This is a genomic window from Candidatus Pelagibacter sp. PS_16, assembly GCF_059417965.1.
Map to the genome: position 1 here is coordinate 621,022 of NZ_CM182074.1, position 16,094 is coordinate 637,115.

Consider the following 16,094-nt stretch of genomic DNA (forward strand, 5'->3'; position numbering starts at 1 on the left):
TTTCTTAGCCAGCAATTACAGCTAACAATAATAAAGCTACAATATTAGTAATCTTAATCATTGGGTTTACAGCAGGACCAGCAGTATCTTTGTACGGGTCTCCAACAGTGTCACCAGTTACAGCAGCTTTGTGTGCTTCAGAACCTTTTCCACCGTGATTTCCGTCTTCAATATACTTTTTTGCATTATCCCAAGCACCACCACCCGCAGTCATTGAAACAGCTACAAATAAACCTGTAATAATTACACCTAACAACATTGCACCTACTGCAGCTAAAGCAGCAACCTGACCGCCTATAGCTAGTATTACAAAGTATAAAACAATAGGAGAAAGAACTGGCAATAATGAAGGTATAATCATTTCTCTAATTGCAGCTAAAGTTAATAAATCTACTAATTTAGCATAATCAGGTTTTTGTTTACCCTTCATGATACCTGGATATTTTTTAAATTGTCTTCTTACTTCGACAACCACTGCACCACCTGCTCTACCAACGGCTTGCATACCCATTGATCCAAATAAATATGGAAGCATTCCACCAATTAATAACCCAACTACGACGTAAGGATTCGATAAATCAAAAGTTACAACAATTCCTTCAAGCTTTGAACCTGCTACACCTGAAAAGTGTTTGATATCCTCAACATAAGCTGCAAATAATACTAGAGCACCTAAACCTGCTGAACCTATAGCATAACCTTTAGTAACAGCTTTAGTCGTATTACCTACTGCATCTAATGCATCAGTAGTTTTTCTAACACTATTTGGTAATTTAGCCATTTCAGCAATACCGCCAGCATTATCTGTTACAGGACCATAAGCATCAAGAGCAACAACCATACCTGCTAATGCAAGCATTGTAGTTACTGAAATAGCGATACCATAAAGACCAGCGATTGAATTTGTTGCTAATATACCGGCAACAATAATTAAAGCTGGTACAGCAGTGGCTTCCATAGAAACAGCTAATCCTTGGATAACGTTTGTTCCATGACCAGTTGTAGAAGATTTAGCAATACTTCTTACTGGTCTGTATTCAGTACCAGTGTAGTATTCAGTAATCCAAATTAATAGTCCAGTAATAACTAAACCAATTATTCCACAGTAATACAAACTCATACCAGTAAAACTTTTACCATTAACAGTATATTCGCTTACAAATCCGATTACATAATCAGTAACAGGGTATAAAATTATTAATGAAGAAACAGCAGAAACTACAAACCCTTTATATAAAGCGTTCATAACATTTTTACTTTTTCCAAGTTTAACAAAGAAAGTTCCTAAGATTGATGTTAAAATACAAGCCCCACCAATAGTTAGAGGATAGATCATCATATTTATATCACCATAGAAAAATATCGAAGAAAGAACCATTGTTGCAACAATTGTTACAGCGTAAGTTTCAAATAAGTCTGCTGCCATACCAGCACAATCACCGACGTTATCTCCTACATTATCAGCAATTACAGCTGGATTTCTAGGATCATCTTCTGGAATACCAGCTTCAACTTTACCAACTAAGTCAGCACCAACATCAGCACCTTTTGTAAAAATTCCACCACCTAATCTTGCAAAAATTGATATTAAAGAAGCACCAAAACCTAATGCTACTAATGCATTAATAACTTCTCTGTCATCAATGCCTGCTTTTAATAAAAAATAGTAATAAACTGCGATTGCAAGTAAAGCTAATCCAGCAACTAACATTCCAGTTACAGCACCTGATTTAAATGCAACTGCAAGACCACTTGCTAAACCTTTTCTTGATGCTTCAGCAGTTCTAACATTAGCTTGAACAGAAACTAACATTCCAACATAACCGGCTATACCTGATAATGTAGCACCAATAAAATAACCTAAACCAACTAATGGACTGAACACAAAGAAAATAATGACTAAAACAACAACTCCAACCACGGCAATTGTTTTATATTGTCTTGCTAAATAAGCCTTAGCACCAATTTGAATTGCTGATGCTATTTCTTGCATCTTGGCATTTCCTGCACTTGAGTTAAGGATATTCATTCCTGTAAAAAAACCATAAACGATTGAAAGAGATCCAGCTGCTATGGTAAATAATAATATTGTTTCTATTAGTGAGTTCATTTTGCCTTTGGTTGTTTGGTTGTTAAATTTTATTCTTTAAAGTCCGGACAATACAAAAAAAGCAATAAAAGGCAATATTTAACTTTTCAAAACTTATGAAAATAACCTTTATTTTTAAGGGTAATTTGCCGATTTTCATCATCTACAATGGATGATTTTTTAACATGGCTTTGAATTGTGCCAATTTTAGTTAGCTTAACTCTACAATTAGTAGCTATTTTTCTTATGATTCTCATCTTATCTTTAGAAGCTGTAAATAAGACCTGATAATCATCACCATTAGAAATGTAATTAATCTTAGATAGTTTTTTAAGAGCAAGTATCTTCTTTAGATTACTTGAAATTGGAATATCTTTTAAAAAAATTTTATAAGATAATTTCTGATTATTAATCATTTTATCAAGGTCCGCTATAAGTCCATCAGATATATCAATTGAGGTATTGGCAAACTTTTTAATTTGATCAATTAATTTTAATTGAATATTTGGCATAAAATATTGATTAGTAAAATATCTTTTTAACCTTGAATTAAGCTTAATTTTATTTTTTAAAACTAATAGCCCTAAATAGCTGTCTCCTATATTTCCAGAGACATATACATCATCATAAAGTTTAGCTTTGTTTCTATAGATAATATTGTCTGCAAAACCTATTGAAGTAATTGTAAAACTTAACTTGTTAGAAAAAACTGTATCTCCACCACTTAAAAATATTTTATATTTATTTTGTTCTTGATTAAGTGATTTGCTGATTTTTGATAAATTTAATTTAGAAAAACTTTTTTTATTACCAGAACCAGAAATAAAATAATATTTTGGTTTAATACCTTTGCATATTAAATCTGAAATTGATGATCTAATTATTTTTTTAATGACAAGTTCAGGCCTTTTAAAGTCTATGAAATGATTATCTTCTATATATGTGTCAACAGATACTGCTAATTTACTTTTTCTATCAAAAAAAACATCATCATTCAAATTTAAGGCACTTGGTGATTTTTTAGAAAGTTTTTGAAAATAATTTTTTATTAATTCAAATTCATGCATTAGTGATTCTTATTTTTTTAGCTATTTTGTCTAATATTGCATTTAAATATTTAGTTTGACCATCTTCTAAAAAAAAGTTTGATGCATCAAGATATTCTTTGATAATTATTTTAGAAGAAACTTTAGGTTTGTATAAAAACTCAAATATAGCAGATTTTACTATCACTTGAAAAACCTGATCTAAATTAGTTAACTCTAAGTCCTCACTTAGATATTTTTTAACCTCTTCTTTAATAACTTCATCTCTTTCAATGGTACCTAAAACAACATCCTTAATGAATTTTTTAAATCTATGTTTGGGAAAAGTTAAGTCTGTGTCATCATTAAAAAAATTTCCATATAATTTTTGGATAATAATTACCCTCGGACTTTGATTGGGATTATATGGAGTTCTCATTGTTATTGAGATAGAACAGATATTACAGCTTGAGCTGCTTCTCTACCCTTTTTCTTCCTAGCTATAGCTTGACGCATATTAAGACAGGTAATAATTCCATTACCAATGGGTTTTTTGCTATCTACAGAAAGTTTCATTATTGCATCAGTTGAAGAATGAGAAATAAAATCAAAATGAGGTGTTTGGCCTTTAATAACACAACCAAGAGCTAAAAAAGCATCATATTTTTTAATATTCTTTGAAATCGTGACTGGTATTTCAAAAATACCAGGAACATTAATAATTTTTATTAAACTAGATTTGGGTAATATGCTCTTTGCACTACTAAGTAAACCCTTTGATATATCTTTATAATAATCAGCAATAACTATTAAATATTTTCTTTTCATTAAATAATTTCCTGTTTAGTAATCTTTATATCATAACCTTCCAAACCAATAACTTTTTTAAGAGACTTAGTAATTAATATCATATTTTTAATCTTTAAATCTTTAATTATTTGAGCACCAATACCATAATTTCTTATAAGCTTATCATTTCCTTTTTTATAGAAATTTTTGTTTTTATAATCCTTAAGTGTTTGTGTAACAGATTTTAAATTTGTATCTTTTATAAAAACTAAAACACAGTTATTAAATTTCTTAAAATAATTTAAAGTTTTATCAAATGAATTTGGTAATTGTTGATTGATTAAATAATTTTGAACTACGTTAGAAGAAATTACTCTAACTCTTGGTATTATCCCTTTTTTAATATTTCCTTTAATCAAAGCAAAATGCTCAGATCCATCTAAAAGGTTTTCATAAATTCGAATTTTATATTTTTGATTTTTTACTTTAATATCTGATTGTTTTTTAAGTTTAATTAGTTTTTCTTTTTTTAAACGATAGGCAATAAGGTCTTCGATTTTACCTATCTTTAAATTATGTTTGTTTGCAAAATCAAATAAATCTTGGCCTTTGGCCATTGTCCCATCTTCATTCATTATTTCACAAATAACTGCAGAGTTATTTTTTTTAGCAAGTTTTGAAATATCAACAGAGGCTTCTGTGTGGCCAGCTCTTACTAAAACGCCGCCATCTTTCGCAATAATTGGAAAAACATGTCCAGGTGAAACTATGTCTTTCTTATTTGCATTTTTTTTTGAAGCAATTTTAATTGTCTTTGCTCTATCTTTTGCTGAGATACCTGTTGTTATTCCTTTTTTTGCTTCAATAGAAATTGTAAATGCAGTTTTATTCCTTGATTGATTTATTGGTGACATCAAAGATAAATTTAAACGCTTTGCTTGTACACTATCTAGCGCCAGACAAATTAGTCCACGACCATATTTTGCCATAAAATTTATATTTTTAGCACTTGAGTCTGTGGTTGATATTATTAAGTCTCCTTCGTTTTCTCTTTTCTCATCGTCAACTAAGATGAACATACCGCCCTTCTTTGCAATATTTATTATACTTTCAATGGATGCATAATTATTTTTTTTCATTAAAATAATTTCTAACGTATTTAGATAAGATATCTATCTCTATATTAACTAGACTGCCTTTTTTTAACGAAGATAAATTAGTTAGCTTAAAGGTGTGTGGAATAACCCAAACTTGAAAACCTTTTTTGGTTACTTTGGAAATTGTTAAGGAAATTCCATTTATACATATAGATGCTTTATCAATTAAATTTGCTCGTTCTTTTTTGACAATTTCAAAATCAAATAAATACGATTTATCAATTTTTTTAATATTCTGTACTTTACCTACCGCATCAATGTGGCCTTGGCAAATATGTCCTGATATCTTTTGACCAAATTTTAAAGGAAGTTCAAGATTGATTTTATCATTTATTTTCAAAAATTTAAATTTTGATCTTTGTATAGTTTCATCAGAAAGATAAAATTCCATTATCTGATTTTTGATATCGATTAATGTTAAACAAACACCATCACAAGCAACTGATACACCCAGATCTTTACGTGTTAACTTTAAATCAGATTTAACAAAAATATTAATACCTTTTGATCTTTTTTCAAATTTAGTAATTAAACCTTGATTAAAAATTATTCCATTAAACATAATATTATTTGTAAAGTGTAATCACATCTTTGCCTAACTTTTTATTAATTTTCAATTTATTTTTATAATTTTTCTTTAATTCTTTAAGAAAACCAATCTCTTTATGATTAACTAACTTTGATAAACTTTTAGTACATTTGTATAAATAAAATTCATTAAATAATTTTTTTTTAATAATGTCTTTAGATAGATCATTTCCCCCTTCAACTAATAAATTCCTACAGCCAAGGACATAGAGTTTCATTAAAATTGATTTAATATCAAAGCTATTTTTATTTAATTTACTTTTGATTAAAGTTATACCTTTTTTTTTTAACATTAATTTCACCTCAGCTTTGGCGTTATGATAAAAAATTATAGTATTGTTTTTATTTGCTGTTTTAAAAATATATGAATTCTTTTTAATTTCTAAGTTTCTATCTAAAATTATTCTTTTAGGAGAAAATTTACTCAAACCTTCTAGTCTGCAATTGAGTTTTGGGTCATCTTTATTTAAAGTTTTGGAGGAAATCATTAACGAGTCATTTTTATATCTAAGAAAATGTGTAAATTTATCAGTATGAATATCTGAAATTCTTTTAGTATCTTTGCTATATATCAAATTATTTTTAGAAATTGCAATTTTACCAGTAACATAAGGAAGGTTTTTTTTTCTATTAAAAAAATAAGGTGCATAAAATTTATTAATTTGTTTTTTGAGTAAATCTTTTTTTACCAAAATATTTTTTGACTTAAGAATTTTTAAAGTTTTACCTTTAACTTTTTTATCAATATCTTCAACTCCATAGACAACTTCTTTAATTTTATTTTTAATTATAATATTTGTGCATGGGGGAGTTTTTCCATAATGACTACATGGTTCCAGGGTCACATACATTTTTGAGCCTTCTAAATTTTCATGTGTATTTTTAATGGCATTAAATTCTGCATGAGGTGTGCCTTTAAAACCTGTTTGACCAATTGAAAGTATTTTATTATTTTTAACAATTACACAGCCTACAGAAGGATTAATTCCAGTTAGTCCATGACGAGCTTTTGCCAAATTCAAGGCAAGCTCCATAAAAATTTTATCTTTAATTGAAAATTTATCTTTTTTTGTAGACATCTAATTTGTCCACAAATTGCACAAAGTCTTTTTCTTCTCTAAAATTTCTATAAACAGATGCAAACCTAACGTATGCAACAGGATCAAGATCTTTCAAGCCTTCCATAACCATTGTGCCAATTGTATTTGATGAAATTTCACTTTGACCAAGCTCTTCTAAAGCTCTTGAAGTTCGACTAATAAATTTTTCTGCTGTTTCGGTATCAATAGGTCTTTTCTTTAATGCTATATAAATTGATTTAGAAAGTTTATCTCTATCAAATGATGATTTTCTTCCATTCTTTTTGACGACCATTATTTCTCTAAATTGTACTCTTTCAAAAGTTGTAAATCTAGCTCCACACACACAAAGTCTTCTTCTTCTTATGGCAGTTCCATCTTCTGTAGGTCTAGAATCTACTACTGATGTTTCACCTTTTTTACAAATTGAACAAATCATTATTTTAAATTTTTATATATTGGAAAGTTAGATGTAATATCTATAACTTCATTTCTAACCTCTTCTTCAATTTTACTGTTATCCTCAGGGTTTTCGGACAAACCTTTTACAACTTTAGTAATCAATTCACCTACTTTCTCAAACTCTTTTAAACCAAAGCCTCTAGTTGTTGCAGCTTGAGTTCCAAGTCTTATCCCAGAAGTAATCATTGGCTTTTCAGAGTCAAAAGGTATTCCATTTTTGTTACAGGTAATATTAGCATTTGAAAGGCTTTCAGCAGCGGCATTACCCTTAACATTGAAAGGTCTTAGATCAACTAACATTAAATGAGTATCCGTTCCACCAGAATAAATCTTAAAACCATTATTCTTAAGTGTCTCAGATAAAATTTTGGCATTTGCCAAAACTGATTTGATATAATCTTTAAAATCTGGTCTTAAAGCTTCCAAAAACCCAGCAGCTTTTCCAGCGATGACATGCATCAACGGTCCACCTTGATAACCAGGAAATACTGCAGTATTAAATTTTTTTGCTAGGTCTTCATGATTAGTTAAAATAATTCCACCTCTAGCACTTCTGAAAACTTTATGAGTTGTTGAAGTAACTACGTGTGCGTGTTCACATGGGTTAGGATAACCTTTACCAGCAACTAAACCTGAAAAATGAGCCATATCCACCATCAAATATGCCCCTACTTTATCAGCAATCTCTCTAAATCTTTTAAAGTCAATTACTCTAGAATAAGCGCTACCACCACAAATTATGAGTTTTGGTTTATGTTCTAATGCAAGTTTTTCAACATTATCATAATCAATAAGTTCAGACTCTTTATCAACGTCATACCCTATGGGATTAAACCATTTACCTGACATTGATATTTTTAACCCATGAGTAATATGTCCACCAGAATTTAAACTCATTCCCATAAATGTATCACCAGGATTTAATAGCGCTAAAAATACAGCACCATTTGCTTGAGCCCCAGAATGTGGTTGGGCATTTGCAAATTTACAATCAAAAATTTTCTTTAATCTCTCTATGGCTAAATTTTCAGCAACATCAACATGCTCACATCCATTATAGTATCTTTTTCCAGGATATCCTTCTGCATATTTATTTGTTAATACAGAGCCTTGAGCCTCTAAAACAGCTTGAGAAACTATATTTTCAGAAGCAATTAATTCTATATGTTGTTGTTGTCTTTTTAGCTCATCACTTATGGCTTTATGTAATTCTGGATCAGTTACAGATAAGCTGTCTTCAAAAAAGCTTTTATAATTTTCATTTAAATAGTTTTTTTCACTAGACATAATTAAATCTTTTTAATTCTTTTTGCGTGTCTTCCACCTTCAAACTTTGTATTTAAAAAAACGCTTACACAATTTATAGCAGTTTTTTTAGTAAGAAGTCTTGAACCTAATGTAATGATATTTGCATCGTTATGCAATCTTGATAATTTAGTTGATTTCAAATTAAAACACTGAGCAGCGCGTATATTTTTATGTCTATTCGCAGCAATATTCATTCCCATACCAGAGCCACATACGAGTATGCCTGCATGATTATTGTTTGTTTTAACTTTTTTAGCAACTTTATGAGCATAGTCTGGATAGTCAACACTTTCACTATTGAATGGACCTAAGTCTGTATAGTTAATTTTCTTTTTATCTAAATGAAGTTTAATTAATTCTTTTAATTTATAGCCAGCGTGATCAGAGGATAAAAATATTTTTTTCAATTTAATTAAACTTATAATCTAAAACACAGGCTACCAAGTGAACTCTGTTTTCTTCACCACCATTAAAGGCATTATGGTATTTTACATTATTAGTTACCCACACTGAGCCATCAGCAGGCATATGTTTTGCGACATTATCAATAACCATTAAGCAACCAGGGTTTGTAATTATAGGTATATGTAACCTTGGCTCTGGATCTCTGTGCCAACTCAATGTTGATCTTGGCTCCTTAAGTAAAATTCTAACTCTACCTAATTTGTATTTTGAAGAAAGTGCATCAAATACTTCCTTGAAATAAGTGTTTTCATAGTCTGGTATAAATTCAGAGTATGCGGCCTCATCTATTGAAACATCTCTAGTAACTTCTTTTCCTGATTTGTCTGGTTTTGTCCAGTAAGAACCTCTAGCCTTGCTTCCTTTAATAGAATCTGGATCTCCAGGAATTTGTGTTAAACAAATAGCCCCAAAGTGAGCAATACCACCGCCATCATCAAATTTTCTTGTTTGAACAATTTGGTTATAAGCCTCTTGGAGTTTATTAATATCAAATTTAATATCTTGTTTTTGAAAATCACTAAAATCTAAAACTTTTTGATCTTTTTTTAGATCTAAGTCAATTATGTTTTTGTTGTCTAAGCTCATGCAGTTGTTTTCTACCTTTTTTAATATATATTTGTATAATACATTTGTCGCATTTTAAAAGCAGATTTAAACATGATTACAGGAAATTACCCAAATTTAAGACTTAGACGTAGTCGTAAAAATGATTGGTCTAGAAGATTAGTTCAAGAAAATAGCCTGTCATCTAGCGATTTTATATTACCTATATTTTTGATTGATGGAAAAAATATAAAACAATCCATTAAAACAATGCCTGATGTTTATAGATACACAATAGATAAACTTGGAATTATTGTTGATAGAGCAATCAAAAGCAAAATACCTATGGTTGCATTGTTCCCTTATACAAATAAAACAAAAAAAAATGAAATTGGAACTGAGGCATTGAATGAAGACAATCTTGTTTGTAAGGCTATTCGATATATTAAAAAAAGATATAAAAATGAAATTGGTATTATGTGTGATGTAGCTTTAGATCCTTATACCTCACATGGTCATGATGGTTTAATAAAATCAGGCTACGTGTTAAATGATGAAACTATTGAAGTATTAATAAATCAATCATTGTTACAAGCAGAAATTGGCTGTGATATTCTGGCTCCCTCAGACATGATGGATGGAAGAATAGGTAAAATAAGAAAAGCTTTAGATAAGGAGGGTCATGAAATGGTTCAACTACTTTCTTATGCAGTAAAATATGCTTCAAGTTTTTATGGTCCATTCAGAGATGCAGTTGGTTCTAAAGGTTTGTTAAAGGGTGATAAGAAAAATTATCAAATGGACTTTAGAAATAGCAATGAGGCAATAAGAGAAGTGGCGCTAGATATTAAAGAAGGAGCTGATATGGTTATGGTTAAACCCGGTATGCCCTATCTTGATATAATTAAAACAGTTAAAGATAATTTTAAAATTCCTGTTCTTGCTTACCAAGTATCAGGTGAATACTCACTATTAAGTAATAGTATCAAAAAAGGTCTAATAGATAAAAACTCAGTGTTAGAGAGCTTGATTGCTTTTAAAAGAGCCGGAGCAAACGCTATAGTAAGCTATTACGCAGATAGAATTGAAGATTTAATAAAATAACTATTTTAAAAGATTAATAAAATGAGTTCTAGAAGTAGGAAGATTTAAATTATTTGGTTTTAGAATACTTTTTTCAAGGTAATCACTAACAAGCTTGAGACCTTTAAGTAAATTATTTAAATTAACATCCATATCATTTTCATCTATTAAAAAATTTGGAATACTTTTTTTTTCAGTTGAGGATTTAACGTAATAATTGACTTCACTATCAACAATTTCTTTTTCAGCCATAGTTTTTAATTCCAAATCATATCCCAATAATTTTAAAAGTTCTAACTCCCAGAAAATATATTTTTGAATCCAATTTTCAGAGTTTAATATTTCAAAAAATTTATTAATTAATTTAAAAATTTCTTTATTAGATTGTGCTTCAGCAGTAAGAAGTTTTATAAGGTGCATTGCCGATGTAATGCATGATAGTTTCTGATTTTCATCAAAATAGAGCGGTGTTAAAGCTTTTAAAATCTCTATTTTGAAATAACCAATTCTAGTAACACTTTTAGAATTATAGTTTACATAAATCTTATTACCAATTTGCAAGTAGTTTTTGATTTTTTTTGAAGTTCCACCAAAAATTATCCCTGAGATTTTTCCATGGTTTTCTGTAAAAACTTCAGCGATTATTGAATTTTCACTATATTTATTTTTTGAAACTAAATAAGCGCTATCGTCCCAATTCATTTTTTAAAAATATCCTCTAAACATAAAGAAGCAGCATTCTGTTCTGCATCTTTTTTAGAAGTTCCTTCTGCTGTAAAAAATTTAGTATTTTTTAATTTAACGGCAACTTTAAAAAGAGGTTTATGTCGGGGCCCTGTATTTGAGATTAGTTTATAAATAGGCAAAACTTTGAAAATTTTAAGTGAGTATTCTTGTAGTTTTGTCTTAGCATCAATTTGAGTTATAACACTAGCTGTAATATGTTCGCTCCATAAATTAAGAATAAATCTTTCAGTAAAATTTAAACCTTTGTCAAGATAGATTGCTCCAATTAAAGCCTCTAAACAGTCTGCTACTATTTTGTCTTCAATTTCAATTTTTTTATTTTTAGGGTTTAAAACTAGAATATATTTCTCTAGTTCAATTGTTTTAGCAATTTCTAGACATTTTTTTTTATTTACTAATGATGCAAATTTTTTATCTAATACGCCTTCTCTTTCTTCTGGATAAAGTTCTAGTAATTTTTTTGCAATAATAAGACCTAAAACTCTATCTCCTAAAAATTCAATTTTTTCATTATTGTTGATTGAATCAAAGCTTTTGTGCGTTAAGCTTTTAATAAAAATTTTTTGATCTGAAAACTTTAATTTTAATTTTTTTTCTAATGTTGTGAGATTAATTTTCATTAAATAATTTTCTTAAAAAATCTGTCAAATCTAATTGTCTTATGCCATTTCCAAAAAGAAAAAATATTTCCAATTCTAAAATCAGATGAAAAAAAAATAAATTGAGCTTTACCAACTAAATTATCTTCATGTACGTATCCAACACTAGTCAAATATCTACTATCTTTTGAACAATCTCTGTTGTCTCCTAAAAAAAAATAGTGTTGAGAGGGAACTATAAAATTATCAGAATTTTGAAAGCTATAACTTTTTAAATATACACTATTATGTGTTTTGCCATTTGGAAGTTTTTCCTCAAATGTATTAACATCTATTGTTTGATTTCCACAATAAATTTTATCATTTTGGGAAATTCTAGATTTTAATATCTGATTATTGTTTACAAATAAGTCACCATTAATGAATTGAATATTATCACCCGGTAGACCAATTAATCTTTTAATATAATCCGTTCTATTATCAGCTGGTGTTTTAAAAACAATAACGTCACCAACCTTAGGTTTCTTAGAAAATAGTCTACCGCTTATTATCGGTGGGCTAAAAGGAAAAGAATGCTTGCTGTAACCATAAGAATACTTCGTAACAAATAATCTATCACCAATTAAAAGTGTTGGTTCCATTGATGACGAAGGAATATAGAATGGTTGAATAAAAAGAGATCTAATAATAATCGCTATTACTAAAGCATAAAAAATCGTCTTAACGTTATCAATTATAATATTTTTGGTAATCATTTTTTTTGTAAAATCACGTAGGCTATAGAATATTTTTTTTCATCTGAAATTGACAGAAAGAAATCAAAGGATGATATTTTAAATTGCTTTTTAACAATTTTTTTAATTTTATCTGTGACTACAAATGAGGGTTTGCCTAACTTATCATTAATTATAGTTATATCTTTTAAGTTCAAATTTTCTCTAAAACCTGTTCCGATTGCTTTAGAAAATGCTTCTTTAGCAGCAAATCTTTTAGAATAATAAGATTTTTTATTTGTTGTGTTTTTGGCTAACGATATTTCTGAACTAGAAAAAACTCTTTTAATAAAACTAACGTTTTTTAAAGATTTATGTATTCTAATATTTTCTACTATATCAACACCTATACCAAGAATTTTCATATCTATTTATTGGTTATTTTTTTAAATGTCTTAATAGTTTTTTTTAAACCATGAGTAAGTGACTCACCAATTATAAAATGACCAATATTAAATTCAGTAATTTCTTTAATTTTACTTAGTATAGAGGTGGTTTTATAGTCAAGACCATGGCCTGCATGAACCTCAATTCCAAGTTTAACACCAAGTTCTGAACATTTCTTAATTTTTAAATATTCATTTTTATAATTTTTATTTTCTTTTACTAAATTAGAAATTTTTCCAGTATGCAACTCAACACAAGTTGCATTTAATTCTTTTGCAATTTTTATATCTTTTAATGTTGGATCAACAAATAAACTTGTTCTAATATTTTTTAGATTAAATAAGGATATTATTGCTTTAATTTTTTTTTTATTTTTAATTAAGTTTAATCCACCTTCTGTTGTGACTTCCTTTCTTTTTTCAGGAACTATACAAATAAAATTAGGTTTATTTTTTAATGCTATATTTATTATTTTTTTGTTTAATGAAATTTCTAAATTAGTGATTATCTTTTTATTTTTACAAATTTTAACAACATCTGTATCTTTGATGTGCCTTCTATCCTCTCTTAAATGTATAGTTACTGAATGTGCTCCACATTTAATTACATGTTTAGCAATAGTTAATGGGTCAGGGTGAAATGATCCTCTTGCATTTCTTATTGTAGCAACATGATCAATATTAACGCCTAGTCTTTTCATTTAATAAATCTACTTCCGGGAACTGTAATTAGAGTATTTTTAAGACTTTCTGGAAGATTATTTTTCTTAAATGTTGGAACATCTATCTTCATATGTGAGATAATATTTTTTTTTATCTTCAGTGAATTCTTGGTTGATCTATCAATAATTGAGGCAAAACCAATAAGTTTTGCACCTGGTTTTGTAATCAACTTAACACACTCTAAGCTCGATTTCCCAGTTGTTATAACGTCTTCGATTATTAAAACTTTTGATCCTTTTTTTATATGAAAACCTCGTCTTAAAGTAAATTTACCATTAACTCTTTCACAGAATATTGTCTCTTTTTTTAAAATTTTACCAATTTCATACCCGATAATAACACCACCCATTGCAGGAGCTAAAATCAAATCTATAGATTTAAATTTTTTTTTAATTTTTTTTGCTAATGAATTACAAATATCTTTTGCTAAATGTGGAAAGCTTAAAAGTTTAGCACACTGGATATATTTAGCTGAATGCAAACCTGATGAAAGAACAAAATGACCCTCTAAAAGTGCGTTAGTTTTTTTTAAAATATTTAAAGATTTTTTGTGTGAAAGCATTTCTTTTTTCCTCGTGTCTAATGATTTTAAATTTAATGTCTTTTTGTTTTAGCTCACTGATAAAATTTGTAAAGTTTTTCAAGTCTCTAATAATAAGGTTAAATCTAAAATTAATGTATTCTTTTGTTTTTTCTTTCATCTCTACACTTGATATATTGAGTTTATGAGAGCCTAATGAAGTGGTTATTTCACCCAGTTTACCTGGTTGATCTGGTAGAGAAATCCAAAGCGTTGTATTATATTTTTTAACTCTTTCTTCTTTTTGTTCACCTTTAGAATGCCAATATCTTCGTATAGCAGCTCTTGCTTTGCCAGTTTTAGTAATTGGTATCCAGTGTAATGATGGTGATTTGTTTTTGGATGTTATAATGTCAACTACATCTCCATTATGAAGTGCGCTTTGTAATTCATTGTCATTACCATTTATCTTACAAGATATTGCATGATCGCCTACTTTTGTATGAACCGCATATGCAAAATCTATAGGTGTTGCACCTTTTGGTAATTTTATAACCATGCCTTTAGGTGTAAAACAAAAGACATTTTCTTGAAACATTTGTAATTTTGTATATTCAAAAAAATGTTCGGGGTTTTCATTTTTACCAATAATTTCCACAAGGTCAGCTAGCCAATCATATTCTTTCCAAGTTAATGAATCAAATTTTTCTGATGATTTATATTTCCAATGAGAGGCAATACCTCTTTCTGCAAATTCGTGCATTGGCATAGTTCTTATTTGAATTTCAATGGGTCTTCTATTTGGACCAATTACAGCTGTGTGTAAAGACTGATAATTATTAATTTTTGGTGAAGATATATAGTCTTTAAATTTTCCTGGTACACAATTCCAGTGCTGATGGAAAATTCCTAATGCCTTGTAACAATCCTCTCCACTATCAAGGATAATTCTAAATCCTACTATGTCTGTAATTTGCTCAAGTGAAGTTCTTTTTTTTTGCACTTTTCTCCATATAGAAAATGCAGTTTTCTCTCTTCCAAAAATTTCAGCATTAATTTTATGTTCGTTTAAAAGTTCACTTAATTGCAATGAAATGGAATTAAAACTATTTACTTTATCTTCTTTAATTTCATCTAGTCTTTTTTTAATAAGTTCTCGTGCCTTATTGTTTAAAACTTTAAACGATAAGTCTTCAAGCTCATCTCTAATTCTATGCATACCCATTCTATCTGCTAATGGAGCATAAATTTCCATCGTTTCTCTCGCTATACGTTCTTTTTTTTCAATTTTTGAAATTGCATCAATAGTTCTCATGTTGTGTAAGCGATCTGCAAGTTTTACAAGTAATACCCTAATATCTTTCGATGTGGCTAAGATTAATTTTCTAAAGTTTTCTGCTTTAGATGATGATGTTGCTTGGTTTTCAAAAACAGAAATTTTAGTTACACCATCAACTAAATTGGCAATCTCTTCACCAAACTCATCTTTAATATTTTCATAAGTTGCATGTGTATCCTCAATGGTGTCATGTAAAAGCCCTGTAACAATTGTAGCACTGTCCAATTCTAATTCACTAAGTATGGCTGCAACAGCTATCGGATGATTTGAATATGGGTCACCAGAATGACGTTTTTGGTTCTCATGAGCTTTAACAGCATAATCATAGGCCTTACTTAATTTTTCTGGATTCAAAAACTTATTATAAACTTTGACTTTATTTATTAACTCTTCTGAATTAAGCATTTTTAACTATATCA

At 28.7% G+C, this 16,094-nt stretch carries 19 protein-coding genes; 1 reads left to right on the forward strand and 18 read right to left on the reverse strand.

All coding sequences use genetic code 11. The features are described 5' to 3' along the window. Nucleotides 1–4: 4 nt before the first annotated feature. From AC5SL0_RS03235 to AC5SL0_RS03285, 11 genes are all read right to left on the reverse strand, one after another. Nucleotides 5–2,110: a sodium-translocating pyrophosphatase gene (locus tag AC5SL0_RS03235; RefSeq protein ID WP_494618718.1), complete on the reverse strand. Its 2,106-nt coding sequence runs from the start codon at nt 2,108–2,110 to the stop codon at nt 5–7. Between the two features lie 86 nt (nt 2,111–2,196). Next, entirely contained in the window at nt 2,197–3,156 is a 960-nt protein-coding gene (gene thiL, locus AC5SL0_RS03240) for a thiamine-phosphate kinase (protein ID WP_494618719.1), read from the reverse strand. Further along, nucleotides 3,149–3,553 (reverse strand): transcription antitermination factor NusB, encoded by a 405-nt coding sequence (locus AC5SL0_RS03245; RefSeq protein WP_271627391.1) that lies wholly within the window; start codon nt 3,551–3,553, stop codon nt 3,149–3,151. The genes thiL and AC5SL0_RS03245 overlap by 8 nt, the downstream gene beginning before the upstream one ends. A 2-nt stretch (nt 3,554–3,555) precedes the next feature. Beyond that, nucleotides 3,556–3,942, reverse strand: coding sequence for a 6,7-dimethyl-8-ribityllumazine synthase (gene ribH / locus AC5SL0_RS03250; protein WP_494618720.1), 387 nt, complete (start codon nt 3,940–3,942; stop codon nt 3,556–3,558). Next, entirely contained in the window at nt 3,942–5,042 is a 1,101-nt protein-coding gene (ribB, locus tag AC5SL0_RS03255) for a 3,4-dihydroxy-2-butanone-4-phosphate synthase (RefSeq protein WP_006996881.1), read from the reverse strand. The genes ribH and ribB overlap by 1 nt, the downstream gene beginning before the upstream one ends. Next, nucleotides 5,029–5,622 carry a riboflavin synthase gene (locus AC5SL0_RS03260; RefSeq protein ID WP_494618721.1) on the reverse strand — a complete coding sequence of 198 codons (594 nt, stop codon included), beginning with the start codon at nt 5,620–5,622 and terminating at the stop codon, nt 5,029–5,031. The genes ribB and AC5SL0_RS03260 overlap by 14 nt, the downstream gene beginning before the upstream one ends. Before the next feature lie 4 nt (nt 5,623–5,626). After that, the gene (gene ribD / locus AC5SL0_RS03265; protein ID WP_494618723.1) at nt 5,627–6,727 is read right to left on the reverse strand and encodes a bifunctional diaminohydroxyphosphoribosylaminopyrimidine deaminase/5-amino-6-(5-phosphoribosylamino)uracil reductase RibD; all 1,101 of its coding nucleotides are present in this window, start codon (nt 6,725–6,727) and stop codon (nt 5,627–5,629) included. Beyond that, nucleotides 6,708–7,166: a transcriptional regulator NrdR gene (nrdR, locus tag AC5SL0_RS03270; protein WP_006996878.1), complete on the reverse strand. Its 459-nt coding sequence runs from the start codon at nt 7,164–7,166 to the stop codon at nt 6,708–6,710. Before nrdR ends, ribD begins: the two co-directional genes overlap by 20 nt. Then, nucleotides 7,166–8,476 carry a serine hydroxymethyltransferase gene (gene glyA, locus AC5SL0_RS03275; protein ID WP_494618724.1) on the reverse strand — a complete coding sequence of 437 codons (1,311 nt, stop codon included), beginning with the start codon at nt 8,474–8,476 and terminating at the stop codon, nt 7,166–7,168. Before glyA ends, nrdR begins: the two co-directional genes overlap by 1 nt. A 2-nt stretch (nt 8,477–8,478) precedes the next feature. Next, nucleotides 8,479–8,904 carry a ribose 5-phosphate isomerase B gene (rpiB, locus tag AC5SL0_RS03280; protein ID WP_271726250.1) on the reverse strand — a complete coding sequence of 142 codons (426 nt, stop codon included), beginning with the start codon at nt 8,902–8,904 and terminating at the stop codon, nt 8,479–8,481. A 1-nt stretch (nt 8,905) separates the two neighbouring features. Further along, nucleotides 8,906–9,547, reverse strand: coding sequence for an aspartyl/asparaginyl beta-hydroxylase domain-containing protein (locus tag AC5SL0_RS03285; RefSeq protein WP_011282136.1), 642 nt, complete (start codon nt 9,545–9,547; stop codon nt 8,906–8,908). Between the two features lie 72 nt (nt 9,548–9,619). Between AC5SL0_RS03285 and hemB the strand changes: the two genes are divergently transcribed. Further along, nucleotides 9,620–10,609, forward strand: coding sequence for a porphobilinogen synthase (hemB, locus tag AC5SL0_RS03290; protein WP_020169453.1), 990 nt, complete (start codon nt 9,620–9,622; stop codon nt 10,607–10,609). Here hemB and recO read toward each other — a convergent pair whose 3' ends face one another. Genes recO through AC5SL0_RS03325 form a run of 7 tightly spaced genes read right to left on the reverse strand, consistent with a single transcriptional unit; the run spans nt 10,610 to nt 16,080 of the window. Beyond that, nucleotides 10,610–11,290: a DNA repair protein RecO gene (recO, locus tag AC5SL0_RS03295; RefSeq protein ID WP_020169454.1), complete on the reverse strand. Its 681-nt coding sequence runs from the start codon at nt 11,288–11,290 to the stop codon at nt 10,610–10,612. Continuing rightward, the gene (rnc, locus tag AC5SL0_RS03300) at nt 11,287–11,955 is read right to left on the reverse strand and encodes a ribonuclease III (RefSeq protein WP_494618725.1); all 669 of its coding nucleotides are present in this window, start codon (nt 11,953–11,955) and stop codon (nt 11,287–11,289) included. The genes recO and rnc overlap by 4 nt, the downstream gene beginning before the upstream one ends. Further along, nucleotides 11,955–12,689, reverse strand: coding sequence for a signal peptidase I (gene lepB / locus AC5SL0_RS03305; protein ID WP_494618727.1), 735 nt, complete (start codon nt 12,687–12,689; stop codon nt 11,955–11,957). Before lepB ends, rnc begins: the two co-directional genes overlap by 1 nt. Continuing rightward, nucleotides 12,686–13,072 (reverse strand): holo-ACP synthase, encoded by a 387-nt coding sequence (gene acpS / locus AC5SL0_RS03310; RefSeq protein WP_494618728.1) that lies wholly within the window; start codon nt 13,070–13,072, stop codon nt 12,686–12,688. Before acpS ends, lepB begins: the two co-directional genes overlap by 4 nt. A gap of 2 nt (nt 13,073–13,074) precedes the next feature. Beyond that, complete coding sequence (locus AC5SL0_RS03315; RefSeq protein ID WP_494618729.1) at nt 13,075–13,794, reverse strand: pyridoxine 5'-phosphate synthase; 720 nt, start codon at nt 13,792–13,794, stop codon at nt 13,075–13,077. Then, nucleotides 13,791–14,378 (reverse strand): orotate phosphoribosyltransferase, encoded by a 588-nt coding sequence (pyrE, locus tag AC5SL0_RS03320; protein WP_494618731.1) that lies wholly within the window; start codon nt 14,376–14,378, stop codon nt 13,791–13,793. Before pyrE ends, AC5SL0_RS03315 begins: the two co-directional genes overlap by 4 nt. Continuing rightward, on the reverse strand, nt 14,335–16,080 hold the full coding sequence (locus AC5SL0_RS03325; RefSeq protein WP_494618732.1) for a bifunctional (p)ppGpp synthetase/guanosine-3',5'-bis(diphosphate) 3'-pyrophosphohydrolase: 1,746 nt from the start codon (nt 16,078–16,080) through the stop codon (nt 14,335–14,337). Before AC5SL0_RS03325 ends, pyrE begins: the two co-directional genes overlap by 44 nt. Nucleotides 16,081–16,094: the final 14 nt, after the last annotated feature.

Bases quoted from the DNA above. Each gene is read 5' to 3' on its own strand.
- glyA (WP_494618724.1), bottom strand. From the start codon at position 8,476: ATGTCTAGTGAAAAAAACTATTTAAATGAAAATTATAAAAGCTTTTTT.
- AC5SL0_RS03235 (WP_494618718.1), bottom strand. From the start codon at position 2,110: ATGAACTCACTAATAGAAACAATATTATTATTTACCATAGCAGCTGGA.
- AC5SL0_RS03285 (WP_011282136.1), bottom strand. From the start codon at position 9,547: ATGAGCTTAGACAACAAAAACATAATTGACTTAGATCTAAAAAAAGAT.
- ribH (WP_494618720.1), bottom strand. From the start codon at position 3,942: ATGAAAAGAAAATATTTAATAGTTATTGCTGATTATTATAAAGATATA.
- AC5SL0_RS03260 (WP_494618721.1), bottom strand. From the start codon at position 5,622: ATGTTTAATGGAATAATTTTTAATCAAGGTTTAATTACTAAATTTGAA.
- acpS (WP_494618728.1), bottom strand. From the start codon at position 13,072: ATGAAAATTCTTGGTATAGGTGTTGATATAGTAGAAAATATTAGAATA.
- pyrE (WP_494618731.1), bottom strand. From the start codon at position 14,378: ATGCTTTCACACAAAAAATCTTTAAATATTTTAAAAAAAACTAACGCA.
- ribD (WP_494618723.1), bottom strand. From the start codon at position 6,727: ATGTCTACAAAAAAAGATAAATTTTCAATTAAAGATAAAATTTTTATG.
- thiL (WP_494618719.1), bottom strand. From the start codon at position 3,156: ATGCATGAATTTGAATTAATAAAAAATTATTTTCAAAAACTTTCTAAA.
- ribB (WP_006996881.1), bottom strand. From the start codon at position 5,042: ATGAAAAAAAATAATTATGCATCCATTGAAAGTATAATAAATATTGCA.
- nrdR (WP_006996878.1), bottom strand. From the start codon at position 7,166: ATGATTTGTTCAATTTGTAAAAAAGGTGAAACATCAGTAGTAGATTCT.
- lepB (WP_494618727.1), bottom strand. From the start codon at position 12,689: ATGATTACCAAAAATATTATAATTGATAACGTTAAGACGATTTTTTAT.
- AC5SL0_RS03325 (WP_494618732.1), bottom strand. From the start codon at position 16,080: ATGCTTAATTCAGAAGAGTTAATAAATAAAGTCAAAGTTTATAATAAG.
- rnc (WP_494618725.1), bottom strand. From the start codon at position 11,955: ATGAAAATTAATCTCACAACATTAGAAAAAAAATTAAAATTAAAGTTT.
- AC5SL0_RS03315 (WP_494618729.1), bottom strand. From the start codon at position 13,794: ATGAAAAGACTAGGCGTTAATATTGATCATGTTGCTACAATAAGAAAT.
- AC5SL0_RS03245 (WP_271627391.1), bottom strand. From the start codon at position 3,553: ATGAGAACTCCATATAATCCCAATCAAAGTCCGAGGGTAATTATTATC.
- recO (WP_020169454.1), bottom strand. From the start codon at position 11,290: ATGAATTGGGACGATAGCGCTTATTTAGTTTCAAAAAATAAATATAGT.
- hemB (WP_020169453.1), top strand. From the start codon at position 9,620: ATGATTACAGGAAATTACCCAAATTTAAGACTTAGACGTAGTCGTAAA.